General features: G+C 53.7%; 28 protein-coding genes. 23 read left to right on the plus strand and 5 right to left on the minus strand.

Annotation, left to right across the window (positions count from 1 at the left end; translation table 11 throughout):
• The first annotated feature begins 33 nt into the window (after positions 1-33).
• Entirely contained in the window at positions 34-828 is a 795-nt protein-coding gene (locus tag NWF35_RS09320) for a class I SAM-dependent methyltransferase (protein ID WP_301238788.1), read from the plus strand.
• Entirely contained in the window at positions 794-1,300 is a 507-nt protein-coding gene (locus NWF35_RS09325; protein ID WP_301238789.1) for an arsinothricin resistance N-acetyltransferase ArsN1 family A, read from the plus strand. The genes NWF35_RS09320 and NWF35_RS09325 overlap by 35 nt, the downstream gene beginning before the upstream one ends.
• 173 nt (positions 1,301-1,473) lie before the next feature.
• On the opposite strand, the gene NWF35_RS09330 is transcribed toward NWF35_RS09325, so the two are convergent.
• Positions 1,474-1,644: a hypothetical protein gene (locus NWF35_RS09330; protein WP_205495107.1), complete on the minus strand. Its 171-nt coding sequence runs from the start codon at positions 1,642-1,644 to the stop codon at positions 1,474-1,476.
• A gap of 110 nt (positions 1,645-1,754) precedes the next feature.
• The gene (prli42, locus tag NWF35_RS09335; RefSeq protein ID WP_301238790.1) at positions 1,755-1,847 is read right to left on the minus strand and encodes a stressosome-associated protein Prli42; all 93 of its coding nucleotides are present in this window, start codon (positions 1,845-1,847) and stop codon (positions 1,755-1,757) included.
• A 229-nt stretch (positions 1,848-2,076) separates the two neighbouring features.
• Between prli42 and NWF35_RS09340 the strand changes: the two genes are divergently transcribed.
• Genes NWF35_RS09340 through NWF35_RS09365 form a run of 6 tightly spaced genes read left to right on the plus strand, consistent with a single transcriptional unit; the run spans position 2,077 to position 7,607 of the window.
• On the plus strand, positions 2,077-3,669 hold the full coding sequence (locus NWF35_RS09340; RefSeq protein WP_435873872.1) for an acyl-CoA mutase large subunit family protein: 1,593 nt from the start codon (positions 2,077-2,079) through the stop codon (positions 3,667-3,669).
• Positions 3,670-3,674: 5 nt separating this feature from the next.
• Positions 3,675-4,112, plus strand: a complete 438-nt coding sequence (locus NWF35_RS09345; protein WP_301238792.1) for a cobalamin B12-binding domain-containing protein — start codon at positions 3,675-3,677, stop codon at positions 4,110-4,112.
• Complete coding sequence (mce, locus tag NWF35_RS09350) at positions 4,109-4,543, plus strand: methylmalonyl-CoA epimerase (RefSeq protein WP_301238793.1); 435 nt, start codon at positions 4,109-4,111, stop codon at positions 4,541-4,543. Before NWF35_RS09345 ends, mce begins: the two co-directional genes overlap by 4 nt.
• A 46-nt stretch (positions 4,544-4,589) precedes the next feature.
• Entirely contained in the window at positions 4,590-6,149 is a 1,560-nt protein-coding gene (locus NWF35_RS09355; RefSeq protein ID WP_301238794.1) for an acyl-CoA carboxylase subunit beta, read from the plus strand.
• Positions 6,150-6,165: 16 nt separating this feature from the next.
• A complete protein-coding gene (locus NWF35_RS09360) occupies positions 6,166-6,528 on the plus strand; it encodes a hypothetical protein (RefSeq protein ID WP_301238795.1) in 363 nt (120 codons plus the stop codon).
• Positions 6,483-7,607, plus strand: a complete 1,125-nt coding sequence (locus NWF35_RS09365; protein WP_301238796.1) for a M20/M25/M40 family metallo-hydrolase — start codon at positions 6,483-6,485, stop codon at positions 7,605-7,607. The genes NWF35_RS09360 and NWF35_RS09365 overlap by 46 nt, the downstream gene beginning before the upstream one ends.
• 174 nt (positions 7,608-7,781) lie before the next feature.
• On the opposite strand, the gene NWF35_RS09370 is transcribed toward NWF35_RS09365, so the two are convergent.
• The 3 genes from NWF35_RS09370 to mciZ all read right to left on the minus strand — a co-directional run bounded on the left by NWF35_RS09370 (position 7,782) and on the right by mciZ (position 9,934).
• Positions 7,782-9,035: an MFS transporter gene (locus NWF35_RS09370; protein WP_301238797.1), complete on the minus strand. Its 1,254-nt coding sequence runs from the start codon at positions 9,033-9,035 to the stop codon at positions 7,782-7,784.
• Positions 9,036-9,188: 153 nt separating this feature from the next.
• Positions 9,189-9,689, minus strand: a complete 501-nt coding sequence (locus NWF35_RS09375; protein WP_301238798.1) for a GNAT family N-acetyltransferase — start codon at positions 9,687-9,689, stop codon at positions 9,189-9,191.
• Between the two features lie 29 nt (positions 9,690-9,718).
• Positions 9,719-9,934: a Z-ring formation inhibitor MciZ gene (gene mciZ / locus NWF35_RS09380; protein ID WP_301238799.1), complete on the minus strand. Its 216-nt coding sequence runs from the start codon at positions 9,932-9,934 to the stop codon at positions 9,719-9,721.
• A gap of 153 nt (positions 9,935-10,087) precedes the next feature.
• Here mciZ and NWF35_RS09385 point away from each other — a divergent pair, with 153 nt between their 5' ends.
• The 15 genes from NWF35_RS09385 (at position 10,088) to sigF (ending at position 23,185) form a co-directional block, all read left to right on the plus strand.
• The gene (locus NWF35_RS09385) at positions 10,088-10,630 is read left to right on the plus strand and encodes an NUDIX domain-containing protein (RefSeq protein ID WP_301238800.1); all 543 of its coding nucleotides are present in this window, start codon (positions 10,088-10,090) and stop codon (positions 10,628-10,630) included.
• Positions 10,627-11,859: an endonuclease Q family protein gene (locus NWF35_RS09390; protein WP_301238801.1), complete on the plus strand. Its 1,233-nt coding sequence runs from the start codon at positions 10,627-10,629 to the stop codon at positions 11,857-11,859. The genes NWF35_RS09385 and NWF35_RS09390 overlap by 4 nt, the downstream gene beginning before the upstream one ends.
• A gap of 85 nt (positions 11,860-11,944) precedes the next feature.
• The gene (gene spoIIM / locus NWF35_RS09395) at positions 11,945-12,625 is read left to right on the plus strand and encodes a stage II sporulation protein M (protein ID WP_301238802.1); all 681 of its coding nucleotides are present in this window, start codon (positions 11,945-11,947) and stop codon (positions 12,623-12,625) included.
• 93 nt (positions 12,626-12,718) lie between these two features.
• On the plus strand, positions 12,719-13,198 hold the full coding sequence (fur, locus tag NWF35_RS09400) for a ferric iron uptake transcriptional regulator (protein WP_301238803.1): 480 nt from the start codon (positions 12,719-12,721) through the stop codon (positions 13,196-13,198).
• Between the two features lie 197 nt (positions 13,199-13,395).
• The gene (ald, locus tag NWF35_RS09405) at positions 13,396-14,529 is read left to right on the plus strand and encodes an alanine dehydrogenase (RefSeq protein ID WP_301238804.1); all 1,134 of its coding nucleotides are present in this window, start codon (positions 13,396-13,398) and stop codon (positions 14,527-14,529) included.
• A 61-nt stretch (positions 14,530-14,590) separates the two neighbouring features.
• Positions 14,591-14,830 carry a DUF4227 family protein gene (locus NWF35_RS09410; protein WP_301238805.1) on the plus strand — a complete coding sequence of 80 codons (240 nt, stop codon included), beginning with the start codon at positions 14,591-14,593 and terminating at the stop codon, positions 14,828-14,830.
• A gap of 70 nt (positions 14,831-14,900) precedes the next feature.
• Complete coding sequence (deoB, locus tag NWF35_RS09415) at positions 14,901-16,091, plus strand: phosphopentomutase (RefSeq protein ID WP_301238806.1); 1,191 nt, start codon at positions 14,901-14,903, stop codon at positions 16,089-16,091.
• Positions 16,092-16,119: 28 nt separating this feature from the next.
• Positions 16,120-16,932 carry a purine-nucleoside phosphorylase gene (locus tag NWF35_RS09420; RefSeq protein WP_435873873.1) on the plus strand — a complete coding sequence of 271 codons (813 nt, stop codon included), beginning with the start codon at positions 16,120-16,122 and terminating at the stop codon, positions 16,930-16,932.
• Positions 16,933-16,951: 19 nt separating this feature from the next.
• A complete protein-coding gene (locus tag NWF35_RS09425; RefSeq protein ID WP_301238808.1) occupies positions 16,952-17,779 on the plus strand; it encodes a purine-nucleoside phosphorylase in 828 nt (275 codons plus the stop codon).
• Positions 17,779-19,104 carry a pyrimidine-nucleoside phosphorylase gene (locus NWF35_RS09430; RefSeq protein WP_301238809.1) on the plus strand — a complete coding sequence of 442 codons (1,326 nt, stop codon included), beginning with the start codon at positions 17,779-17,781 and terminating at the stop codon, positions 19,102-19,104. The genes NWF35_RS09425 and NWF35_RS09430 overlap by 1 nt, the downstream gene beginning before the upstream one ends.
• A gap of 122 nt (positions 19,105-19,226) precedes the next feature.
• Positions 19,227-20,219 (plus strand): phosphotransferase, encoded by a 993-nt coding sequence (locus tag NWF35_RS09435; protein WP_301238810.1) that lies wholly within the window; start codon positions 19,227-19,229, stop codon positions 20,217-20,219.
• Between the two features lie 74 nt (positions 20,220-20,293).
• Positions 20,294-21,478, plus strand: a complete 1,185-nt coding sequence (locus NWF35_RS09440; protein WP_301238811.1) for a D-alanyl-D-alanine carboxypeptidase family protein — start codon at positions 20,294-20,296, stop codon at positions 21,476-21,478.
• A 124-nt stretch (positions 21,479-21,602) separates the two neighbouring features.
• The gene (spoIIAA, locus tag NWF35_RS09445) at positions 21,603-21,956 is read left to right on the plus strand and encodes an anti-sigma F factor antagonist (RefSeq protein WP_301238812.1); all 354 of its coding nucleotides are present in this window, start codon (positions 21,603-21,605) and stop codon (positions 21,954-21,956) included.
• Complete coding sequence (gene spoIIAB, locus NWF35_RS09450) at positions 21,953-22,408, plus strand: anti-sigma F factor (protein WP_301238813.1); 456 nt, start codon at positions 21,953-21,955, stop codon at positions 22,406-22,408. Before spoIIAA ends, spoIIAB begins: the two co-directional genes overlap by 4 nt.
• 9 nt (positions 22,409-22,417) lie before the next feature.
• The gene (gene sigF / locus NWF35_RS09455) at positions 22,418-23,185 is read left to right on the plus strand and encodes an RNA polymerase sporulation sigma factor SigF (protein WP_301238814.1); all 768 of its coding nucleotides are present in this window, start codon (positions 22,418-22,420) and stop codon (positions 23,183-23,185) included.
• The last annotated feature ends 302 nt before the right edge of the window (positions 23,186-23,487 follow it).

The raw sequence follows: 23,487 nt of genomic DNA on the forward strand, positions 1-23,487 counted from the left end.
CGCCAATCTTTAAAAGAACGGGAGGGATGCGGATTGAACAGGCAAGTGACGGAAGCTTTTGATGCATTGGCCGATCGGTACGAAAAAGAGACCGATGGGATTCGACCGTATAACGCCTTTTACGAGCGGCCGGCGATGATGAGGCTACTGCCGGACGATCTGTCAGGGTTGCATGTGTTGGATGCAGGTTGCGCCGCGGGGTGGTACAGTGAGCAGTTACTTCGATTGGGAGCCTGCGTGACGGCTATCGATGCGAGCCCCCGTATGGTGGAGGCGGCAAAACGGCGATTGGGCGACCGAGTTGACGTGAGATTGCACAATCTGGAAGAACCGCTTCCATTTGAAACGGAACAATTCGATTGGATTGTTTGTTCATTGACATTGCACTATTTGCCCGATTGGACGTCCGTTTTTGCCGAATTTGCCAGGGTGTTGAAACCGAACGGACGACTGCTGTTTTCTACTCATCACCCTTTCATGGATTTTGTGCAATTCGATCAAACGGACTATTTTGCGCTTACTTTATTACGGGATCAGTGGACCGCGGGGGATCAAAAGGTGGAAGTACCTTTTTACCGGCGGCCGTTGGGACGTATCTTCGCGGATACCTTGCAGTGGTTTGATGTGGAAAAGGTGGTGGAACCGCAACCGATCGAAGAATTGAAACAGGTGGACTTGGCGGTATATGAGCGGCTCATGACCCAACCCGCTTTTTTGATCATTCAAGGTAAGAAAAAAGCGGACGTTGGCAAGGAAGAGCGGAACCAACCAAACCGAAAAGGAAGAGGGATAGGTGAACCTGCACATTCGACTCGCACTTCTCCATGATGCAGGGGCCATCGCGCGCATCTACAATGCAGGCATTCGCTCGGGAAACGCTACATTTGAAACGAGGACGGTCACCGTGGAAGAACGGTGTCGGTGGATTGAGCAACAGGAGGAGTATCACCCCATCTTGGTGGCGGAAACAGAAGGACAGGTCGTCGGATGGGCAAGTGTGCATCCTTATCGCGAGCGCGATTGCTACCACGGAGTGGGGGAGTTTTCGATCTATGTCGATGAAAGCCATCAGGGCAAAGGCATTGGGAAACAATTGCTTCAGGCGCTTGTGGAGGCATGTGCCCGGCGCGGCTATTGGAAGCTGGTTTCCCGCATATTCGATTTCAATCATGCCAGTCGTGCCTTGTGCCAATCGTGCGGATTTCGAGAGGTTGGCGTGTATGAGAAACACGGAAAACGGAATGGCCGATGGGTGGATTGCGTCATCGTGGAGCGGCTGATTGAGGAGAATCTGGACTGACAAAAGGAACGAACATATAATGAAACCGAGAACGTGTTGATCCCCATTGAAGCACAAAAACGGCTTCCCATCGGAAGCCGTGATCCTGGATTTTTCTCTAGAGGACCGTTTCCCGTCTCTACTCCGTAGCCTTTCGACTGGAATCAATAGGCTGGGAAACGGTTTGCGTTTCCTCACTGCAATCCCACAAACGTATCATAAAGGGCGAGCAGGGTGACCCCAATCAGTCCCGCAGTAAAAATTCCGCCGATAATGAAACCGCTTTTGTTTTGGGTGCGCTTATTGTACAAGACTCCGCGCACGGCCAGAATGCACATCAAAACCAAAATGACGACCATGTACATACCATTTTCACCTGCTTTCTTGACGATGATCTCCGCCTCGTTTTCCGTTACCCACTCTCAGTATAATCAATTCCCGCCGAAATACACAGACCCTTGATGATGACGTTTTGTCAAATCGCAAATGCGAGACTAAACAATACCGTACTGATCACCATCGTCAATATGATGAGGTAAGCGACAAATTTGATCCAGAACGGTCGCACGATCTCCATCACCTCAAGTGTACATTGTAGCCCATTTATTGCCGGTTGTCCATCGAACGAAACCGCCCCAGATGAAAGATTTTTTGGTATATTAATAGGTGACAGCGCATTCATTTCTTTCGGATTTGACAGATATCACCCAAATGAAAGAACGATTGGAGGATATACGGTGACCAAGCGGACATTCGATGACGCTTACCGGGAGTGGAAAGAGAAAACCGAATCTTTTGTGGCAAAATTTCCGGAACGAAAGCAATCTTTCGTCACCTCTTCCGGAATTGAAGTAGATCGGTTATATGTCGGAAGCGCCGAAAATTCGTCAGATTGGGAACGGATCGGGTTTCCCGGCGAATATCCGTATACCCGCGGCATCCGGCCAACCATGTATCGCGGACGCTTCTGGACGATGCGCCAGTATGCGGGATTTGGTTCTGCGGAGGAGACCAACCGGCGTTTCCGTTATCTGTTGGAGCAAGGACAGACGGGATTGAGCGTCGCATTCGATCTGCCCACACAGATCGGGTACGACTCCGATCACCCCATGGCAAAAGGGGAAGTGGGGAAAGTCGGGGTGGCGATCGATTCGTTGGAAGATATGGAACGCTTGCTGGAAGGGATTCCTCTGGATCAGGTCAGCACCTCCATGACGATCAATGCACCGGCCAGCGTGTTGTTGGCGATGTACATTGCCGTCGGGGAGAAACAGGGCGTTCCTTCCCACCAGTTGCGTGGCACGATTCAAAACGACATCCTGAAGGAATACATTGCCCGGGGAACGTACATCTTTCCACCCCAACCGTCGATGAGGATGATCACGGACGTCTTCGCCTATTGTGCGGAACACGTGCCCAAGTGGAACACCATCAGCATCAGCGGATACCACATTCGGGAAGCCGGTTCGACGGCCGTACAGGAGGTCGCATTTACGCTGGCCAACGGCATCGCCTATGTGGAAGCGGCGGTAAAAGCGGGATTGGACGTGGATCAGTTCGCGCCGCGGCTGTCGTTTTTCTTCAACGCACACAATCACTTTTTCGAGGAAATTGCCAAGTTCCGCGCCGCACGCCGTTTGTGGGCCCGCATCATGCGCGAACGGTTCGGTGCCCGCGATCCCCGGTCGTGGCAACTGCGTTTTCACACACAGACCGGCGGCTCCACATTGACCGCGCAACAACCGGACAACAACATCGTCCGCGTCACATTGCAGGCGCTGGCAGCAGTCTTGGGCGGAACGCAAAGCCTGCACACCAATGCCCGCGACGAAGCATTGGCACTCCCGACTGAAGAATCGGCACGGATCGCCCTCCGTACCCAGCAGATCATCGCCTATGAGAGCGGGGTGGCCGATACGGTAGATCCGTTGGGCGGTTCTTATTTTGTCGAGGCGCTGACAGACCGGATCGAAGAAGAAGCGGTTCGCTACATTCAACAGATTGATGATTTGGGTGGTGCAGTGGCTGCAGTGGAGCAAGGGTACATGCAACGGGAAATCCACCGCGTTGCATTGGAGACCCAGCGCAGAATTGAGTCCGGTGAAGAAGTGGTAGTCGGCATGAACCGGTTCCAATTGAAAGACGAACCCCAGCCTCCTTTGCATCGCGTCGATCCAGCTCTGGAGCGGAAACAGGTGGAACGCGTGCAGTCATTGCGCGCAAGACGGGACGGGCAGCGCGTGCATGAGACACTGGCCGCGTTGAAACGAGCGGCGGAAGGAACGGACAACCTGATGCCCCACATTCTCGCTTGTGTGAAGGCGTACGCTACGGTAGGGGAGATTTGCCATGCGTTGCGTGACGTCTTCGGCGAATATCAACCGGTGTAATCGGGATGAAAAGAAAGAAGGCGGTGTACGGTATGAATCGACCCATTCGCGTGTTGGTTGCTAAACCCGGATTGGACGGACATGACCGCGGTGCGTTGATCATTGCGCAGGCGCTTCGCGACGAAGGGATGGAGGTGATCTATACAGGTTTGCGCCAATCGCCCGCACAGATCGTGGCAACGGCGATTCAGGAAGATGTGGACGTCATCGGTCTATCCTGTTTGTCCGGAGCGCATAACGAATTGTTTCCGGAAGTAACGCGTCTGTTGAAGGAACAAGGGGCCGACGACATCATTGTGATCGGTGGCGGGGTCATACCGAAGGAGGATATACCGTTTCTGAAACAGCACGGGATCGCGGAGGTGTTCACATCCGGCACGACTACACGGGAGACGGCGGAGTTTATCCGTCAAGCAGTGAAAACGAGGGAGGCACGAACATGAATCGCCGGCAGGCACCCCACCAGATTAGTCACATCGGTATTGCTGTGCGTAGTTTGGATGAGGCGATTCCCCTGTACTGCGATATATTGGGCCTGGAATGGGAAGGAACGGAGACGGTGGAGAGCGAGCAGGTCCGCGTCGCCTTTTTCCGGATCGGTGAAACGCGGATCGAGCTGTTGGAGCCTCTGTCGCCGGAAAGCGCCATCGCGAAGCATCTGGAAAAGCGGGGAGAGGGCATCCATCATATCGCGTTGGAGGTAGACGACATCGAAAGGCGCCTGTCCGAGTTGGCGGATCAGGGGGTCCGGCTCATCCACGAGCGGCCGAAGCAAGGAGCGCACAACGCGAAGGTGGCCTTCCTCCATCCCAAGTCGACAGGCGGTGTCCTGTTCGAGTTGTGTGAACACGGGACGGATTCGGATTTGGAATAGACGCGAGGACCCGATATACAGGGTGAAGGGTTGATCAGCGTCTCCAATGGAAGGGGGAGAAACCGTGTACGAAAAAATTGAGGAATTGGCAGAAAAAAGACGTCGAGTGGAGATGGGCGGGGGAGAAGAAAAAATTCGCTCCCAGCACGAAAAGGGGAAGCTGACCGCCCGGGAACGGATCGATCTGCTGTTGGATGAAGGTACATTCGTGGAGCTCAACCCGTTTGTAGAGCACCGGGCGACTCATTTCGGGATGGACAAGGTGTCCGCTCCAGGCGAAGGGGTGGTCACGGGGTACGGAAAAATCAACGGTCGGCCTGTATATGTATTTGCTCAAGACTTCACGGTGTTCGGCGGAGCACTGGGTGAGATGCATGCGATGAAAATCGCGCGTATAATGGACTTGGCGGCCAAAAACGGAGCGCCGATCATCGGATTGAACGATTCCGGCGGCGCCCGGATTCAAGAAGGGGTCGTCTCACTGGACGGTTACGGACATATTTTTTACCGTAATTCGATTTACTCCGGCGTGATTCCGCAGATCTCGGTCATCATGGGACCGTGTGCTGGGGGTGCGGTCTATTCCCCTGCCATTACGGATTTCGTTGTGATGGTGGAAAAAACGAGCCAGATGTTTATCACCGGACCCAAGGTGATTGAAACGGTTACGGGGGAGACCATCACTCCTGAGGATCTCGGCGGAGCACGGGTCCACGCATCTGTGAGCGGAAATGCGCATTTCACAGCACCGACGGAGGCGGAGGCGCTCGATAAGGTTCGCCGACTGCTCAGCTATCTGCCGCAAAATAACATGGAGGATCCGCCGCGCGTCTATGCACCGGAAGACGATGGATGGGTGGAGGAACTGGCCGAGGTCGTACCGGTGGAAGGAACCAAGGTATATGACGTATTGGAAGTGATCCGGCGCGTGGTGGACGAGGGATCGTTTCTGGAAGTGCAGGAGCGGTTCGCGCGAAACATCGTCGTCGGGTTTGGGCGCATCGCGGGGCAGACGGTCGGCATTGTCGCCAATCAGCCCAAGGTGATGGCGGGTGGATTGGACATCGATTCTTCCGACAAACTGAGCCGATTTGTCCGTTTCTGCGATTGTTTCAACATTCCGCTGATCACGTTTGTCGACGTGACCGGGTTTTTCCCCGGCGTTAACCAAGAACACCGTGGCATTATCCGTCACGGAGCCAAAATCCTGTATGCTTACTCGGAGGCGACCGTGCCCAAAATCACCGTCATTACGCGCAAGGCATACGGCGGCGCATACGTGGCGCTCAACAGCAAAGCGATCGGCGCCGATCTCGTTTACGCTTGGCCCAGCGCCGAAGTGGCGGTGATGGGACCGGAAGGGGCGGCCAACATCATCTTCAGCAAGGAAATCCGGGAAAGCGACAATCCTGAGGCAACGCGGGCTGCACGCATCGCCGAATACCGGGAGAAATTCGCCAACCCGTATGTGGCCGCTTCGATGGGTATGGTGGATGATGTGATCGACCCCCGCGAGACGCGAAAAAAGCTACGGGAAGCCCTGGAGATGCTGCGAAACAAACGGGAAAGCCGGCCGCCCAAAAAGCACGGCAATATCCCGTTGTGAGGCGGGGAAGAACACAATGGCCATCGACAAAACCATCCCGTTGGTTGTACATGTATTTAATCGCGGAAAGGTGGGCAAACCCGTACTAGCGGGGGAAGGAAGCACCCCATTCATTCGGCTGGTGAAACAGGAGAAGTCACCGGGTCGAGTGAAGATGCTGGGGGCGTTTGAAACCCGATTCCTGTTCAATCCGAGCGATGTGAGTGAATGGCGGTTGGCGGGCAGAGAGCGGCAGATGACGGTGCCGGGTTCCTCCTCTTGGGCGGATCGAACGGTCATGCATCGCGCCGAGCGGTTTCGCGACCGGAGAACGGTAGACGGGAGGAAAGACGGTTGGTCAATCGCGAGCGATTGTTGGAAACGTTTTTCGAACTGGTGAAAACAGACAGCGAAACGAAAGAGGAACGACAAATCTGCGATCTGTTGAAACGAAAGTGGACAGAGCTGGGCTTTCACGTCGTGGAAGACGATGCTGCTGAGAAAACCGGTCACGGTGCGGGCAATTTAGTGGCCACACTGGAAGGAACGGTGAAAGATGCCCCTGTCGTCTATTTCACCTGTCACATGGACACGGTGAAACCGGGCAAAGGTATCAAACCTTCCATTCAGGACGGTTATGTCGTCTCAGACGGCACCACCATTCTGGGCAGTGACGACAAAGCGGGAATCGCCGCACTGTTTGAAGGTATCCGCTTGATCCGGGAACAGGGTATCGACCACGGAACGATTCAATTGGTAATCACCGTCGGGGAAGAATCCGGATTGGTCGGAGCCAAAGCGTTGGATCGTTCGCTGTTGAAGGCGGATTTCGGCTTCGCATTGGACTCCAACGGACCGGTGGGCGAAATCATCACATCAGCCCCGTCTCAGTATCACATCAAAGCGACCATTTATGGCAAAGCAGCTCATGCCGGCGTGAACCCGGAAGACGGGATCAGCGCCATTCAAGTGGCCAGCCGCGCCATTTCCAAAATGTCGTTGGGCCGGATCGATGAGGAGACAACGGCCAATATCGGCATGTTCCGAGGCGGTACGGCCACCAACGTGGTTGCGGAACAGGCGGAGATCATAGCGGAAGCACGCAGCCGCGATGAAGCCAAACTGGAAGCGCAAGTGAAAAAAATGGTCCAAGCCTTTGAGGAGGCGGCTCGGGAAGCGGGTGCCCGTGTCGAAGTGGAAACGGAAAAAATGTATCCAGCGTACAAGTTTGAGGAATCTCATCCAGTGGTGCAAACGGCGATTGCCGCGGTCAAAAAAGTGGGGCGCGATCCGAAGATCCTTGCCAGCGGCGGCGGCAGCGACGCCAACGTCATCTCCGGTTACGGCGTCCCGACCGTTAACTTGGGCATCGGTTATGAAAACATTCACACTACCAGCGAGCGGATGCCAATTGCTGAGTTGGAAAAAGCGGCCGAACTGGTGGTGTCGATCATCCAGACGGTCGCGGAGAAACGTTGACGAGGTGAAGGTCCTCCTTTGGGAGGACCTCATTTTTGTTCGTACTGACGAACACGCAGGCTCCGATTTTTCGTTTGAAGCTCCGCACTCGACAGGTGGTTTAGAACCGCCTCCCTAATAAAAGAGAGAGATAGGAGCGAGAGGGAAAAAAGGAGCGAAAAATAGCAGGCCGGCTTATGATCTATGGTAAGCTTTCACCTGTGCCGCGGCTGGTTGAACCGAGGATGGCATAAGCAGCCGTGTCGACGCGTTGGTACCCCACGCCGCCAACACCAACAGCCCTGCGAGCACCAAGTAACCTGTTCCTGCGCCGGTGTAGTCGATGATTAGCGTACACAATCCGATCAGGGCGAGCCGTATCATCATGCCCACCAATTGGAAAAAGTTGAGCACTCGTCCCATCAGGTGTTTGGGGACCGTCACCATATACAGGTTTTGTCGGACGAGGCGGACGGATGCATTGCACCAGCCGAACAGTGTGGTCAATGTAACGTACACCCATCCGTAGGGGAATACGACTACAGCGATCATGGCTGCGGCAAACACGAGGGTATTGCCGACAAGTGAACGAACATCGCCCAACCGTTTTGTCATTCCGGATATGAGAAACCCGGCTGCCACTGCTCCGATGGCGTAGGTCATCTCGTGCAGCGAGTAGATGAGGGCGTCGGCATGAAGCGCTTGTGCCACAAACACGGGAGAGAGTAGGTTGCCCACCATCACGGCGATAAAGGGCATGAACACGGAGACGCCGAACAGCAGAAACCCGCGTTTCTTCTTTATGTATCTCCAGCTTTCTGCGAATTGCACCAGCCAGTCCGTTCCGGGGTTTTCACGTACATGCTTTTCCAGCGTAAACACGTACTCCATCCGGCTGATGAGCAAAAATGCCAATAGATAGGTGAGGGCGTCAAACAGCAGCACAACCGGGAGGCCGTACCATCCGAGAACCAGGCCTGCCGCCCCGCCCGACAGGACGCTGGCCGTCTGATTTTCGATCTCCAAGAGACTGTTGATCGACCGGTAGTGGCGCTCCTCAAACTTCTCCTGCACCAAAGCGGACTGCGTCGGAAAATGAATCTGAAAGATGAGGGTGGTCACAATAAACAACGCGATCAACATCCACTGCCCGTAAGGAGCGTAGAATCCCCACAGGGCAAGGCTGAGCAGAATCACTAACCCAACGGCGTTTTCAACAAGTAAGATTGTTTTGCGGGGGAAGCGGTCGATCAGTGTGCCAACGTATGGTCCGAGTAAAAACATCAGGACGGATGAGACGAACATTGTGGTTCCCAACTGTTTTGCCGAACCTGTCTCCGTTACCAAATACCAGGAAATCCCGATCATGGTCATGCCCTGGCCAAACCCGGAAAACAGATTGGCAAAAAACAGCTTTTGAAAGTTTCGGTCGAAAAACACCTCTATCATGCGTATCCCTCATTCTCAAGTGGGTTCTTGAGAATATCGTAACTCCATTTTTATAATTTGTAAACAATAAAGTTTATAAAGGGGCCAAAAACAGTTTCCCCTATAGGGGGAAGGAACAGGGAGATCAGAAGCTCGCCAATGGATTGGATTCGTTCACAAAAACAAAATCATATGGTCTTCATCGACATACCGGTTTCCTACCTTCATCGCCCTTGGTTCGGTGGGAAAAACACGAAATCCCATCGAACGGTACAATTGGCGGGCTGATTCATTTTCCGCGTTCACGGTGAGAATCAGCTGCTCCAACCCCTCCATCTCCCGAGCGCGGCCGATCATTTCGTTCAACAATGCTTTCCCCACCCCTTGGCGACGAACTTCCGGTGTGACATACATTCCCCAGATAACCGCTTTATGTCGCAACTTTTTGCCTTTTTCCCGTTTGAAACCCACGTTTCCCACCAGCTGTCCGTCTTGAAAGACCCCAATCATAAACGCTTCCGGGGTGGGGGATAAACGTTTGGCAACGTGTTCGAACGATTGTGTAGCAGTCTCCTCGTATGTAGCGGCAAAAGCGTCTGGCTGCTCTTTTAACGCCCGCAATCTGAGATACTGAAACGCCGCTGCATCCAACGGGGTCAACAGACGAATCTCCATTGGACATCCCCTTTTTGACGCCTATCATATCATGTTTTCCCCGACGGTGTAGATCTTGTTTCTTTTTTGTTGACCCCGATCAGGTATCCCTGTTCACATACGAAAAACGAGGGGCGATTTTGTTGTTTCCACAACCAGCGTCGCAAGTTGGATGGGGAGGCGGAAGCCGCCAGGGCCAAAAATGCTCGTATCTCCTTCGCTTTCCCTGCCAAATAGAAACCGTCGGTATGCCATGCCATTTTCATCCGTTTTCCTCCGTTCCATCGTCTTTGATAACATCCTATCCACTTCCCATGCCAGCGATTCCGATTTCGCCGGATCCCCTTCGTCTTGGTGTATAATAGGGTTTGTCTGTTATTGTCGGCGGTCAAAATTCAGGTGTGAGGGAGTGAATGGGAATGAGCCGGTTGGAGGAAAAAACGATCAAAAGTCAAACGATTTATGAAGGCAATATCATTCGGCTGCAAGTGGATCAAGTTACTTTGCCCGACGGCAGAACATCCCAGCGCGAGATCGTCAAACATCCGGGAGCGGTCGCGGTGGTGGCCATCACGGATGAAAAGAAACTGGTGTTGGTGCGGCAGTTTCGAAAACCCCTGGAAAAGACGATCTTGGAGATTCCGGCAGGGAAACTGGAACCGGGCGAAGATCCCCGCGTGTGTGCGTTTCGTGAATTGGAGGAGGAAACGGGGTATCGGGCTGAAGAGATGACCCCGCTCGTTTCTTTTTATACCTCACCCGGGTTTGCCGATGAGATCATTCATCTCTATGTGGCGACTGGATTGCAGAGGGGAGAGGCTCGACCGGATCAAGACGAATTCGTGGAACTGGTGGAACTGACCTTACCTGAAGCGTGGCAGCGGATCGCTGATGGTGAAATTTGCGATGCGAAAACGGTGGCAGCCGTGTATCATTGGCAATTGAAGGAGATGCAGGGATGAACGAAGCGGGGTACAGGGAAACGGGGGCATCGCGTCGTTCCCCCCGTCTGACCTCCTTTTTCGCCGATCTGCACATTCACATCGGTCGTACCGAAAGTGGTCTTCCTGTTAAAATCAGCGCCGCACGCAATCTGACGTTTGACCAGATCGTAAGGGAATCCGCCCAACGAAAAGGACTGGACATGATCGGTATCATCGACGCCCATTCTCCCCCGGTGCAGGAAGAAATTGCAACGCGACTGGAAGCAGGCGTGTATCGTGAGCATCCGGACGGGGGACTGGTCTACGGCGAGACAGTCGTCATACTGGGTACGGAGATTGAAGTGAAAGAGCCCGGTTTCGGCACGGCGCATCTATTGGCATACTTTCCGTCATTGGATGCGATTCGGCGGTTTACGCATTGGCTTACCAAGCGAATGAAAAATGTACAGTTGAGCACTCAGCGTCTTTACGCGCCCGTGAGGGATCTTCAGGAGAAAGTAACGCAGCTGGACGGTTTGATGATACCTGCTCATGTGTTTACCCCATTTAAAAGTGTATACGGAAGTGCCTCGGACCGGATGCGTGATTGGTTGGACCTGGACCGGATCGCGGCGGTCGAATTGGGTCTTTCAGCTGACAGTTCACTGGCTGACCGGCTTTCCGAGCTGTCCGCTCTGACGTTCGTCACCAATTCGGATGCCCATTCCATCCCCAAGATCGGCCGCGAATACAATGAGCTGTGCATCGCTGGTCCCAGCTTTTTGGAGTTGAAGTGGGCACTGCTGCGACAAGACGGCCGCCGTGTCGTAGCCAACTATGGGTTGAACCCCAAGTTGGGCAAGTACTACCGGACGCGTTGTCTCAGTTGTGAGGCGCTGTTGCCGCCTGAGGAAACCCGGCGATGCCTGCGGTGCGGTTCGCACAAGGTGGTGAAGGGCGTATCGGATCGCGTAGAGGAAATCGCCGACCAACCCTCGACACCACCGGCCCATCGCCCGCCGTATGTGTATCAAGTGCCGTTGGAGTTCATTCCCAAACTGGGTCCCAAAACGCTGGGCAAGCTGCTGGACCGGTTTGGCTCGGAAATGCGCATCCTCCATCACGCCGATATTGAAGAGATCGCGTCGATCGCCGGGACGTCCATTGCCGAGCATATCCGTTTGGCGCGGGAACAGCGCTTGCAATTTGACGAGGGTGGCGGCGGGATGTATGGCAAAGTAAAACAGATCCAAAACCAACCCAGCTGATTCCGCTCTCTCCTGTTCTCCCAAACGATGGTATTTTTCTCCGTCCACTCTCATAGAAATAGAGTAGGACAAGGAGGGGAACAGGGTGAAACGCAATCGGAAGCGGTTCGGAATCTGGGTACAACAGCATATACAAAGCTTGCTGTCGCTGTATATTTTCGTTACCGTACTATTCGTGATGGGCGTGGTGTTCGGGGCGATCATCGTCAATACGCTGTCCGATTCACAAAAACAAGATTTACTGCATTATATGGGATATTTCTTTCAAGGGTTGAACCAGAACAGCATCGCCGAGCCGCGCATCGCCTTTCAACATGCGATGGGGGATCATCTGAAAACCCTGGGTCTGATGTGGATCTTAGGTTTGTCCATCGTGGGGCTGCCACTGATTTTGATCCTGGTGTTTTTAAAAGGGTTGGGCATCGGTTTCACCGTGGGTTTTTTGGTGAACCAACTTTCCTGGAAAGGATTGTGGTTCGCGATGGTGGCGGTTTTGCCCCACAACCTGCTTGTGGTTCCGGTCATGATTTTTGTGGCGGTATCCGGCCTGCAGTTTTCGCTTCTGTTGGTGAAAAACCGGCTGATTCAGCGGCGGGGAACGATCTATCCTCAGTTTTTATCCTATTCCGTCTCCGTTACCGCAATGGCGATCGTGCTGGTGATCGCTTCATTTTTTGAGGCGTACGTGTCGCCGTGGCTGATGCGTTCCGCCGTTCCTCCTCTTGAACATGCGCAGGCATGGCTGGGGGTATTAATAAACTTATAATGATTCTCATCTAATATTGGTTTTTGATAGGTTTGACTTTCTGCCACGACCTCCCATATAATGAGGACAGGAAATGCAGTGGGGGGTGTGGATGTGGAAGAACGGGTAAATCGCATCAAACAACAGCTATCTGCCCATAACTACAAATTAACCCCCCAACGGGAAGCGACGGTCCGCGTACTGTTGGAAAACGAGGATGACCATTTGAGCGCGGAAGATGTCTACCTGTTGGTGAAAGAGAAGGCACCGGAAATCGGCTTGGCTACGGTTTATCGGACATTGGAACTGTTGAGTGAATTGCAGATCATCCACAAGCTGAATTTGGGCGATGGTGTCACCCGGTATGAGTTCCGCGCCGAAGGAGCGGAGCACCATCATCACCATTTGATCTGCCTGAACTGCGGTACGGTGGATGAAATTGTGGATGATTGGTTGGGACCGATTGAAGAACGTGTGGAACGGGAATTCGATTTTCAGATCATCGACCACCGTTTGACGTTTCACGGGATCTGTCATCGCTGCAAAGATAAAGTGAAAGATCCGAAAAAATTGGTTGGTTCCAAAGTCACGTGAGATCCCCGTCGGATCTCACGTTTTGGGTTTTAGCTTTTTTTGTCTTAGATAAAAAAAGAAAACGTTTACAAAAAGCGGGTATCCGGGTACATCCCGTATGATCACTCCCCCCTGCATTCAAGAATCCCATTCTTATTGCTGTATGATTGACCCGTGTCTGGTGGTATGATAAACATACCAAAGGAGGCTGGACTCGCATGATCATCGGGGTACCCAAAGAGGTCAAGAACAACGAGAACCGCGTCGCGATCACACCCGCCGGCGTGGACGCATTGGTACTCGCAGGACATGAGGTGCTGATTGAAAAAGGTGCCGGTGAAGGAAGCGGTTTTGTCGACGAAGATTATGTGGAGCACGGAGCCAAGATATTGGACTCCGCTGAGCAGGTTTGGTCTTCTGCCGACATGATATTGAAGGTAAAGGAGCCGCAACCGTCCGAATATCGCTATTTCCGCGAAGGGCTGATTCTGTTTACCTATCTCCATCTGGCTCCTGAGCCGGAGCTGACTCAGGCACTGATGGAGAAAAAAGTGACGGCCATCGCTTATGAAACGATTCAGCTGGACAATGGTTCTCTGCCATTGTTGACACCGATGAGTGAAGTGGCCGGTCGCATGTCGGTACAGATCGGTGCACAGTTCCTGGAAAAACCCAAAGGTGGCAAAGGTGTTCTGTTGGGTGGTGTCCCGGGTGTTTTACCAGGGGAAGTGGTGATCATCGGCGGTGGTGTCGTGGGTACCAACGCGGCGAAAATGGCATTGGGACTCGGGGCGAATGTGACGTTGCTCGATATCAATCCGGATCGGCTCCGTCAGTTGGACGACATTTTCCACGGCCAATTGCGCACCTTGATGTCTAACAGCTACAACATCGCCCAAGCCGTGAAAAAAGCGGATCTGCTGATCGGTGCGGTGCTAATCCCGGGTCGGCGTGCTCCCCGGCTGGTCACCGAAGAAATGGTGAAAACGATGACGCCGGGATCGGTGATCGTGGATGTCGCCATCGACCAGGGCGGGTCCATCGAAACGATCGACCGGGTCACGACGCACAGCGATCCGATTTATGTGAAACACGGCGTGGTGCATTACGCGGTGCCCAACATCCCGGGGGCCGTACCGAGGACATCGACGATCGCGCTGACCAACGTCACGATTCCGTACGCGGTGCAAATCGCCAACAAAGGGTTGGAACAAGCGCTTCGAGACAGTCGTCCGTTGGCCAAAGGCGTCAACGTGATTCAAGGTCACGTTACCTACCAAGCGGTGGCTGAAAGCCTCAATCTCCCGTATACGCCATTGGATGACGTGATGGGACAGGCTTTGACGAGATAAGGCATAAACGCGGCTGGGGTTCCATACGATGTAAGGAAACTGCCGGAAGGGACGAGGTTCCATGATCATCTCGCTTAGACGCTGGGTGGAGTGGGGCAAGTTTTTTCTTCTGTTCTTCCTACTCACGCTGTTGTTTTATCAGGTGATCACGTTTTTCGGCCTATTGCTGGAACCCAAGCCGCGCTACCGAGAACCGAATGGGCGGGCCGTGAAAGTGTTCGCTCAGCAAATGGTTCCCCGTCCATCTGATGAGATGGGGATGAAAGAGCGCCTCCTTCTGTTTTACTGGTTGGGGGAATGAAAGCCGCAAGGGTCGGTTTGCCCGAGCGGGCTTTTTTGTTCAGAAATGTGGATGGGATGGTGAATCGGAGATGAAACGGTTCAAACGCGTAGCGTTGATTGTTTTGGACAGCGTGGGCATCGGCGCCCTGCCGGATGCGGCGGACTATGGGGATGAGGGGGTGAATACCCTCGGACATATCGCCGAGTATCGCAACGGTTTGCATATGCCGAACATGAAGGAGCTGGGATTGGGTAACATCGAGCCGGTACAGGGGATTCCGCCAGTGAAACAACCCCGGGCGCATTACGGCAAGATGATGGAAGTCTCCGCGGGAAAAGATACGACGACCGGCCATTGGGAAATCATGGGTATTCATACTACCGTTCCGTTCAAAACCTATCCAAACGGGTTCCCGAAAGAATTGATCACCGCTTTTGAAAAGCGGATCGGCCGCAAGGTGCTGGGCAACAAACCGGCATCCGGCACGGCCATTATCGAAGAGTTGGGCGAGCAACACATGAAAACCGGGGATGTCATCGTCTACACGTCGGCTGACAGTGTGTTCCAAGTGGCGGCACACGAGGAAGTGATCCCACTGGAGGAGTTGTATCGAATTTGCGAGATCGCGCGTGAGCTGACATTGGACGAGCGGTTCTCGGTTACCCGTGTGATCGCGAGACCGTTCGTGGGTGAGCCGGGGCATTTTACTCGTACGGCCAACCGGCGGGACTATTCGATCAAACCGCCGCACGCGACGGTGATGAACCATCTGGCCGAAGCAGGATGGGACTCCATTGCGATCGGCAAAATCTCCGACATCTACGACGGAGAAGGTGTGACGCAGGCGATCAAAACGAAATCCAATATGGACGGCGTTGACCGGTTGCTGGATGTGTTGAATGAAGAATTCCGCGGCTTGGCGTTTGTCAACCTGGTTGATTTTGACGCCAAATACGGTCACCGTCGCGATCCTGAAGGATATGCCCAAGCCTTGGAGGAGTTTGACGCGCGGGTGCTGGAGATTTTGTCCGCATGCGGAGAAGACGATCTATTGATCATCACGGCTGATCACGGGAACGATCCCACACACACCGGCACCGATCACACACGTGAATATGTACCGCTGTTGGTGTGGAGCCCGACACTTGTACAAGAAGGGAAATCGTTGGGCATTCGCGAAACATTCTCCGATGTGGGAGCGACCATCGCCGACAACTTCGGTGTGAAGATGCCGAAACACGGCCGCAGTTTTCTGGGTGAATTGCGTTTCCAATTGTGATGGGAGAGGAGAGAAAGACATGGAAGAGATGCTGAAAAAAATCAAAGAAGCGGCTGAGTTCATCGAAGAGCGTTTGACGGTCCGCCCGGAAATTGGATTGATCCTGGGTTCCGGCCTGGGCGTGCTGGCCGATGAGATCGAAGACGCGGTCAAGATCCCGTATGAAACCATCCCGCATTTCCCGGTGTCGACGGTGGAAGGGCATGCAGGACAACTGGTGATCGGCAAGCTGGAAGGCAAATCGGTCATCACGATGCAAGGCCGTTTCCACCTGTATGAAGGGTATCCTCTGACAGCAGTAACATTCCCGATCCGGGTGATGAAAGCGCTGGGTGTACGCCGCATGATCGTCACCAATGCGGCTGGTGGAGTGAATGAATCGTTTGAACCCGGTGATCTGATGCTGATCCGTGATCATCTCAACCTGACAGGGCGCAATCCACTGATCGGTCCCAACCATCCCGAACTGGGCGTCCGCTTTCCGGACATGTCGGAGGCATATGCGGCATCTCTGCGCGAATTGGCACAAACGGTCGCGAAGGAACAAGGATTGCGCCTGCGTGAGGGAGTGTATGCCGGATTGCTCGGACCTTCTTATGAGACGCCGGCCGAAATTCGCATGCTGCGCAAGCTGGGAGCGGACGCGGTCGGCATGTCCACCGTTCCGGAAGTGATTGTGGCCCGTCACGCGGGCATCGAGGTACTGGGCATCTCGTGCATCTCCAACATGGCCGCCGGCATTTTGCCCCAACCGCTCAGCCATGAAGAAGTGATGGAAACAGCGGAACGGGTAAAAGAGAAGTTTATTCGGTTGGTCAAAGGCATTTTGAACCAGATGTGAATGCAGAGGGGGAACCGAGATGACGAACCGATTGCAACAAATCCACGAAGCCCAAGCATACATCGAAAAACAAACCGCTGTCCGCCCAGAAATCGGGTTGATTCTGGGTTCCGGCCTGGGCGTGTTGGCCGACGAGATCGAAGACGCGGTCAAGATCCCGTATGAAACCATCCCGCACTTCCCGGTGTCGACGGTGGAAGGGCATGCGGGACAATTGGTGATCGGCAAGCTATCAGGCAAAAACGTGGTTGCTATGCAAGGCCGTTTTCATTATTACGAAGGCTACACCCAGCAGGAAGTGGTGTTTCCCGTATACGTGATGAAATTCCTCGGTGTCACCACGCTGATTGCCACCAATGCCGCAGGCGGGATGAATCCGTCGTTTGAACCCGGAGATCTGATGATCATCACCGACCACCTGAACATGACCGGAGACAACCCGCTGATCGGCCCCAATATACCGGAGTTGGGTCCGCGTTTCCCGGATATGTCGCGTGCATATGATCCGGAATTGGTGCAGTTGGCCGAAAAGGTAGCCGAACGGCTGGATGTACGCGTACAAAAAGGCGTGTATGCGGGTGTGAGCGGCCCTACCTACCTGACACCGGCCGAGCTGATCATGCTGCGCAATCTGGGCGGTTCCGCCGTCGGTATGTCCACCGTACCGGAAGTGATCGCGGCCAACCATGCCGGTCTGCGCGTGTTGGGCATCTCTTGCATCACCGATATGGCCATCGGTGAGGAACTGGAACCGCTGACGCATGAACAGGTGGTGGAGGTGGCCAACCGAACGCGGCCCCGATTTATCCGGTTGGTGAAGGGCATCATCGAAGAGGTGACCGTTTGATGCGCACAGTGGACCTCATTCGCAAAAAGCGGGATGGACAAGCATTGACGACGGAAGAGATCGAATTCCTTATCCGGGGATATGCCAAAGGGGAGATTCCAGACTATCAGGTGTCCGCTTGGGCGATGGCGGTCTACTTCAATGGCATGACCGATCGGGAGACGGCTGATCTGACCATGGCGATGGTTCTCTCCGGGGAGCAAGTGGATCTTACCTCGATTCGCGGCAAAAAAGTGGATAAACACAGCACGGGAGGCGTAGGGGACAAAACGACCCTGGTTGTGGGGCCGTTGGTAGCCGCCGCCGGGGTTCCTGTAGCCAAATTGTCTGGACGCGGCTTGGGGCACACCGGGGGAACGATCGACAAGCTGGAATCCATCGCCGGTTTCGCCACCTCGCTGACGCGAGAAGCGTTTGTTCGTCAAGTGAATGAGATTGGCATCGCCGTAACCGGTCAGACGGCCGACCTGACACCGGCGGACAAACAACTGTACGCGCTGCGTGATGTGACGGCGACGGTCGATTCCATCCCCTTGATCGCCAGCTCCATCATGAGCAAAAAAATCGCAGGTGGTGCCGATGCGATTGTATTGGATGTGAAAACGGGTCACGGCGCTTTCATGAAAAAAGAAGAGGATGCCATCCGACTCGCCAAGGCGATGGTGTCCATCGGCACCCAAGTAGGTCGGGAAACGGTGGCCGTCATCAGCGATATGAACCAGCCGCTCGGGTTTGCTGTGGGCAACGCGTTGGAAGTGAAGGAGGCGATCGACACCCTGCGCGGTGAGGGACCGGCGGATCTCACTGAGCTGAGTTTGACGCTGGGAGCGCAGATGGTGTTACTGGCCGGGGTGGTGTCTACGTATACGAAAGCGCGTGCCCTGTTGGCATCCAAATTGGAAGACGGCGCTGCATTGGAGAAGTTTCGTGCGTTTATTCGGGCACAACAGGGAGATGCCGACGTTGTGGACCATCCGGAACGGCTACCGCAAGCGCAACATCGGATCGAGGTAGTCTCCCCGGTTGAAGGGGCGGTATCCGCTCTGCAAGCGGAAGAGATCGGCTTGGCGGCGATGAAGCTGGGAGCGGGACGTGCCACCAAGGAAGACCGGATCGATCACGCGGTGGGCATCGTTCTCCACAAAAAAATCGGGGATGCGGTACAAAAGGGAACACCGCTCGCTACGCTCCATGCCAATGATTTGTCGCGCATTGACGAAGTGAAGGCGCAGGTATTGGCGGCATACGAAATATCAAAGCAATCGGTGATGGCGCCGAAGTTGGTCCGCCACATCGTGGATCGAAACGGAATCGTAAATATATGAGATATTGTTCGGGGAACCGTTGGGTTCCCTTTTTTTATCTTTGCTCAAACGGGGTCATGAACCCATCTCCTCTCGGAACATACACATAAATAATAATGTCCGATGTGTGGAGGAGGGGCCTAATGCTACGCGCGGATGTCACCATAGAGCCGTTGGAAGTGCGGATGTTGATCGAGAATCATTATTCCATTCGTGTTACCCGCTTGGAAAAGGTACGCGCAGCCTATCGGGTGGAAACTGATCAAGGTGTGTATGCGTTTAAAAATGCCCGCAAGATGAAAGACCTCGACTTTATTGCCCATGTAGTGGAGCATGTGAAGAAAAGGGGGTTCACCCGTCTGCCTGCACCGATTCCGACTAAGGGTGGTCAGTGGTTGGTGATACATCGAGATCAACCCTATTACATGGAAGAGTGGTTGCAAAACGTAGAAGAGGTGTCGCCCCGGCAACACGATTGGTTGAGATCGGCCGCTTGTGCGTTGGCACAATATCATGCCTGTTTCAAGCGTTATCGCCATCACCGATGCCCTTCGCGGCGACAGGAACACGGTTTGTGGCCGAAATATTTGATGGCGCAGTGGCGTTGGCTCAGCAACGTACGTACTGGTTGGGCTACCCCTGTTGATGGGATGAAGCACCTCTCTTTTTTGGAATATCGTCTGCAACTTGCCTGGCAGTCGTGGAAACGTGCAGAGGAATGGCGACGATCGGGGAACGGGCCGGTCAGCGTATTGTGTCACGGCAGTCTTCATCATGAAAACATCCTCACGGATGAGAAAAAGCAGGTGTGGTTGATTGACTACGAGCGCATGGCTTGGGATGACCGGGTTCGGGATTTGGCTCAATTGATGCAGTATCATTTTCCGCGACACGGATGGCCAGAGCAGGAGATGTCGCGTTTTTTGGACGGCTATCACAAAGAATATCCGCTCCGGCCATCGGAATATGTAGCATTATGCTCCCGGCTGGCCGCGCCACCCAAATTTTTCCGGATGGCTCGTAAAGTATGGTCCTCCTCCGGTCGTTACACATCGATCCAACGGCGATGGGACGACACAGTCCGGACTGAGAAACGAAAAGACCCGTATCTTACCTATTTATATCATCGTGGTTAAAAGTGGCAGATCGTTGGAATAATCCTCCTATCCGCCGCTCACACTAAAGCTAGTCAGGATAGGAGGGAAGATCCATGCGATCTCGAATCATGTTGTCCGTTTTGATGTTTGCTTTGTTGTTATCGGGAATGATGCCGCGCGCGTTTGCGGAAGAGCGCGATTTGGCACCCCAAGCTCGTTCCGCCATCCTGATGGACGCGGATACGGGTACCATTCTGTATGAAAAAAACGGGCGCGAAAAACTGCCGCCTGCGTCGATTACCAAAATCATGACGATGCTGTTGGTGCTGGAGGCGCTGGATCAGGGAAAGATCAAGTATGGCGACCTCGTCCGCGTCAGCGAACATGCGGCGCAAATGGGCGGTTCGCAAATTTATTTGGAGCCCGGTGAACGTATGACGGTGAGGGATATGTTGAAGGCGGTTGCAGTGGCGTCGGCCAACGATGCATCCGTTGCCCTGGCGGAACATATCAGTGGTACTGAAGAAGCATTTGTCAACGAGATGAATCAACGCGCACAAGCCTTGGGGATGAGGGATACACATTTTCGCAACGTGAACGGTCTTCCGGAGGAAGGGCATGTCACCACCGCACATGATATTGCCATCATGTCCAGGGAGTTGCTGAAACATCCGGAGATCACCAATTTCACACGGATTTACGAAGATTATCTCCGGCAGGGTACTTCGAAGCCTTTCTGGTTGGTCAATACCAATCGATTGGTCAAATTTTATCCCGGTGTGGACGGACTGAAAACCGGGTATACCTCGGAGGCGAAATTCTGCTTGTCCGCATCCGCCAAAAAAGGCACCTTCCGCGTCATTGCCGTCGTGATGGGGGAACCGAATGCCAAGGCGCGCAACCATGAAGTGTCCCGTATGTTGGATTTTGCTTATTCGCAATACACCAACCGGTTGATCTACCGCAAAGGTGATTCGATCGCCGAACTCCGGGTGGAGAAAGGGGATCCCGGAAAGATTCGTGTCAAAGCGCCGTATCCGCTGAGTATCCTGATGAAAAAGGGAGACAAACCGCAACAATACCAACGCCGCATTGTGTGGGAAGAGTTGAATGCCCCGGTGGCCAAAGGGCAAAAGATCGGTGAGATTCAAATCGTCAAGGACGGGCGGATTGTCAGTAGAATGGCATTGAACAGCCCGCTGCCGATCTCGCGTGCCGGTTTGTGGGCGACGTGGAAACGGGTGAGCAAATCGGTGTTGTGGATTCCGGAAAAGGCAAGCTCCCCGTCCACTTCCTGACGGGGCACATTTCATTCGATCGGGTGACAAATGTCCCCGATTTTTTTGTTCTTTTGTCAGCGGGAAGGAAAGAATCACCAGGCTGTAGAAATAGTGGGTGGAAAAAAGAGGGGAGTGAGGATTATTGAGCTTCGCCGTTGAAGTGGTGCGGCACCGTCATATATTGGTCGTGCGGTTGTCGGGAGAATTAGACCATCATACTGCTGAACAAGTAAGAACCCGGATTGAAGAGGAGCTGTTAACCGGATTATATACGGATTTGGTATTGAACTTGTCCCAACTGACCTTCATGGACAGTTCCGGTTTGGGTGTCATTCTGGGACGGATCAAACGGATTTCTCAACTCGGAGGGAAGATGGTGTTGTGTGCCGTCCATCCGTCGATCACCCGCTTATTCGAGTTGTCTGGATTATTTAAAATATTAGAACGATATGACAGTGAACAGGCGGCGATTTCGGCTTGTGAGGTGGCATCATGAACCGCATACATAATAACTTCATGGAATTGCGGTTTGCCAGCCGGTCGGAAAACGAGTCTTTTGCTCGGGTGGCGGTCGCTTCCTTCATCTCGCAACTGGACCCGACGATGGAGGAGTTGACAGATATCAAAACCGTGGTGTCCGAGGCGGTCACCAATGCCATCATCCACGGATATGAGGAACGGGAGGACGGCATCATCACCATCCGGACCGAAATCGAAGGTTCCAAGGTCAGCATCGTGATCGAGGATCGCGGGGTGGGGATCCCGGACATCCATCAGGCACGCCAACCGCTTTATACATCCAAACCGGAGCTGGAGCGGTCCGGTATGGGATTTACCATCATGGAAAATTTTATGGACGAAGTAGAAATCCTCTCACGCCCCGGTTACGGTACGACGGTACGGTTGGTCAAGCAGCTCAAAACCCATCATCAAACGATGAGCAATTGAGGGTTGCCCATGGATGCGGACGTACGCAACGCCAAGCACCCCCACCTGTCGGATGAAGAGGTCAAAAGGTTGATTCAGATGAGCCAAGATGGAGATGAAGAAGCGCGCAACCGGTTGGTTCGGCACAACATCCGCCTCGTGTGGTCGGTGGTTCAGCGGTTCATGAACAGGGGATATGAAGCGGAGGACCTGTTTCAAATCGGTTCGATCGGGCTGCTCAAAGCGATTGACAAATTTGACCTGTCATATGAGGTGAAATTTTCAACGTATGCGGTACCGATGATCATCGGCGAGATCCAACGTTTTCTTCGTGACGACGGGATGGTCAAAGTGAGCCGATCCCTCAAGGAGCTGGCCAACCGCATTCGAAAAGTGAAGGATGATTTGGCTAAAGAATTGGGACGGGCACCGACCGTTCAGGAAATCGCTGATATATTGCAGGTGCCGCCAGAAGAGATCGTTTTCGCGCAGGAAGCCAATCGGTCTCCCGCTTCCATTCACGAAACGGTGTATGAAAACGATGGAGACCCTATTACGTTGATGGATCAGATTTCCGATGAGGCGGAACATGCATGGTTCGACACCATGGCGCTGCGGGAAGCGATCGATCGTTTGAATGAGCGGGAACGGCTGATCGTGTACCTGCGTTATTACAAGGACCAGACACAGTCGGAAGTGGCAGAGCGGTTGGGTATCTCGCAAGTCCAGGTGTCCCGTTTGGAAAAGAAGATCATCCGCAAAATGAGAGAAGAAATGGACACCAACATGGACGATTGAAAATAGCGGGAGGTCATGGACTGTTGACACAGTGGTCGAGGCCGTTTGCAAGGAAGGAGTCTTGGCCGTTCCGAACCGGGGAGCGCAGGGCGCGGGCAAAGTAAGTTCACTTAGCGGATTTTGAAACTGCCGGGTTCGGACGCTCTCCTGGGAAAACGTTGCGTTCGGATCGATTGATCAGATATGGGGACGGGAAATTTGGGCCACGGGATTGTCAACCATCTGAGCACCGAGAGGTGCTTTTTTCTTTGCATGTTCCAAGTGGTTCCGTTCCATACTAACTCCAAACAGAAGACTTAGGA

The sequence above is a fragment of the Polycladomyces subterraneus genome (assembly GCF_030433435.1).
In the GTDB taxonomy this organism is placed as follows: Bacteria; Bacillota; Bacilli; order Thermoactinomycetales; family JIR-001; genus Polycladomyces; species Polycladomyces subterraneus.

Excerpts from the sequence above, each read along its gene's own strand:
- NWF35_RS09385 (WP_301238800.1), top strand. The coding sequence starts at position 10,088 with ATGAGCCGGTTGGAGGAAAAAACGATCAAAAGTCAAACGATTTATGAA.
- NWF35_RS09370 (WP_301238797.1), bottom strand. The coding sequence starts at position 9,035 with ATGATAGAGGTGTTTTTCGACCGAAACTTTCAAAAGCTGTTTTTTGCC.
- NWF35_RS09390 (WP_301238801.1), top strand. The coding sequence starts at position 10,627 with ATGAACGAAGCGGGGTACAGGGAAACGGGGGCATCGCGTCGTTCCCCC.
- mce (WP_301238793.1), top strand. The coding sequence starts at position 4,109 with ATGAATCGCCGGCAGGCACCCCACCAGATTAGTCACATCGGTATTGCT.
- NWF35_RS09355 (WP_301238794.1), top strand. The coding sequence starts at position 4,590 with ATGGAAGGGGGAGAAACCGTGTACGAAAAAATTGAGGAATTGGCAGAA.
- NWF35_RS09425 (WP_301238808.1), top strand. The coding sequence starts at position 16,952 with ATGACGAACCGATTGCAACAAATCCACGAAGCCCAAGCATACATCGAA.
- ald (WP_301238804.1), top strand. The coding sequence starts at position 13,396 with ATGATCATCGGGGTACCCAAAGAGGTCAAGAACAACGAGAACCGCGTC.
- deoB (WP_301238806.1), top strand. The coding sequence starts at position 14,901 with ATGAAACGGTTCAAACGCGTAGCGTTGATTGTTTTGGACAGCGTGGGC.
- NWF35_RS09375 (WP_301238798.1), bottom strand. The coding sequence starts at position 9,689 with ATGGAGATTCGTCTGTTGACCCCGTTGGATGCAGCGGCGTTTCAGTAT.
- mciZ (WP_301238799.1), bottom strand. The coding sequence starts at position 9,934 with ATGAAAATGGCATGGCATACCGACGGTTTCTATTTGGCAGGGAAAGCG.
- spoIIAB (WP_301238813.1), top strand. The coding sequence starts at position 21,953 with ATGAACCGCATACATAATAACTTCATGGAATTGCGGTTTGCCAGCCGG.
- NWF35_RS09345 (WP_301238792.1), top strand. The coding sequence starts at position 3,675 with ATGAAAAGAAAGAAGGCGGTGTACGGTATGAATCGACCCATTCGCGTG.
- NWF35_RS09330 (WP_205495107.1), bottom strand. The coding sequence starts at position 1,644 with ATGTACATGGTCGTCATTTTGGTTTTGATGTGCATTCTGGCCGTGCGC.
- NWF35_RS09420 (WP_435873873.1), top strand. The coding sequence starts at position 16,120 with ATGCTGAAAAAAATCAAAGAAGCGGCTGAGTTCATCGAAGAGCGTTTG.
- NWF35_RS09440 (WP_301238811.1), top strand. The coding sequence starts at position 20,294 with ATGCGATCTCGAATCATGTTGTCCGTTTTGATGTTTGCTTTGTTGTTA.
- NWF35_RS09430 (WP_301238809.1), top strand. The coding sequence starts at position 17,779 with ATGCGCACAGTGGACCTCATTCGCAAAAAGCGGGATGGACAAGCATTG.
- NWF35_RS09435 (WP_301238810.1), top strand. The coding sequence starts at position 19,227 with ATGCTACGCGCGGATGTCACCATAGAGCCGTTGGAAGTGCGGATGTTG.
- sigF (WP_301238814.1), top strand. The coding sequence starts at position 22,418 with ATGGATGCGGACGTACGCAACGCCAAGCACCCCCACCTGTCGGATGAA.
- NWF35_RS09360 (WP_301238795.1), top strand. The coding sequence starts at position 6,166 with ATGGCCATCGACAAAACCATCCCGTTGGTTGTACATGTATTTAATCGC.
- NWF35_RS09410 (WP_301238805.1), top strand. The coding sequence starts at position 14,591 with ATGATCATCTCGCTTAGACGCTGGGTGGAGTGGGGCAAGTTTTTTCTT.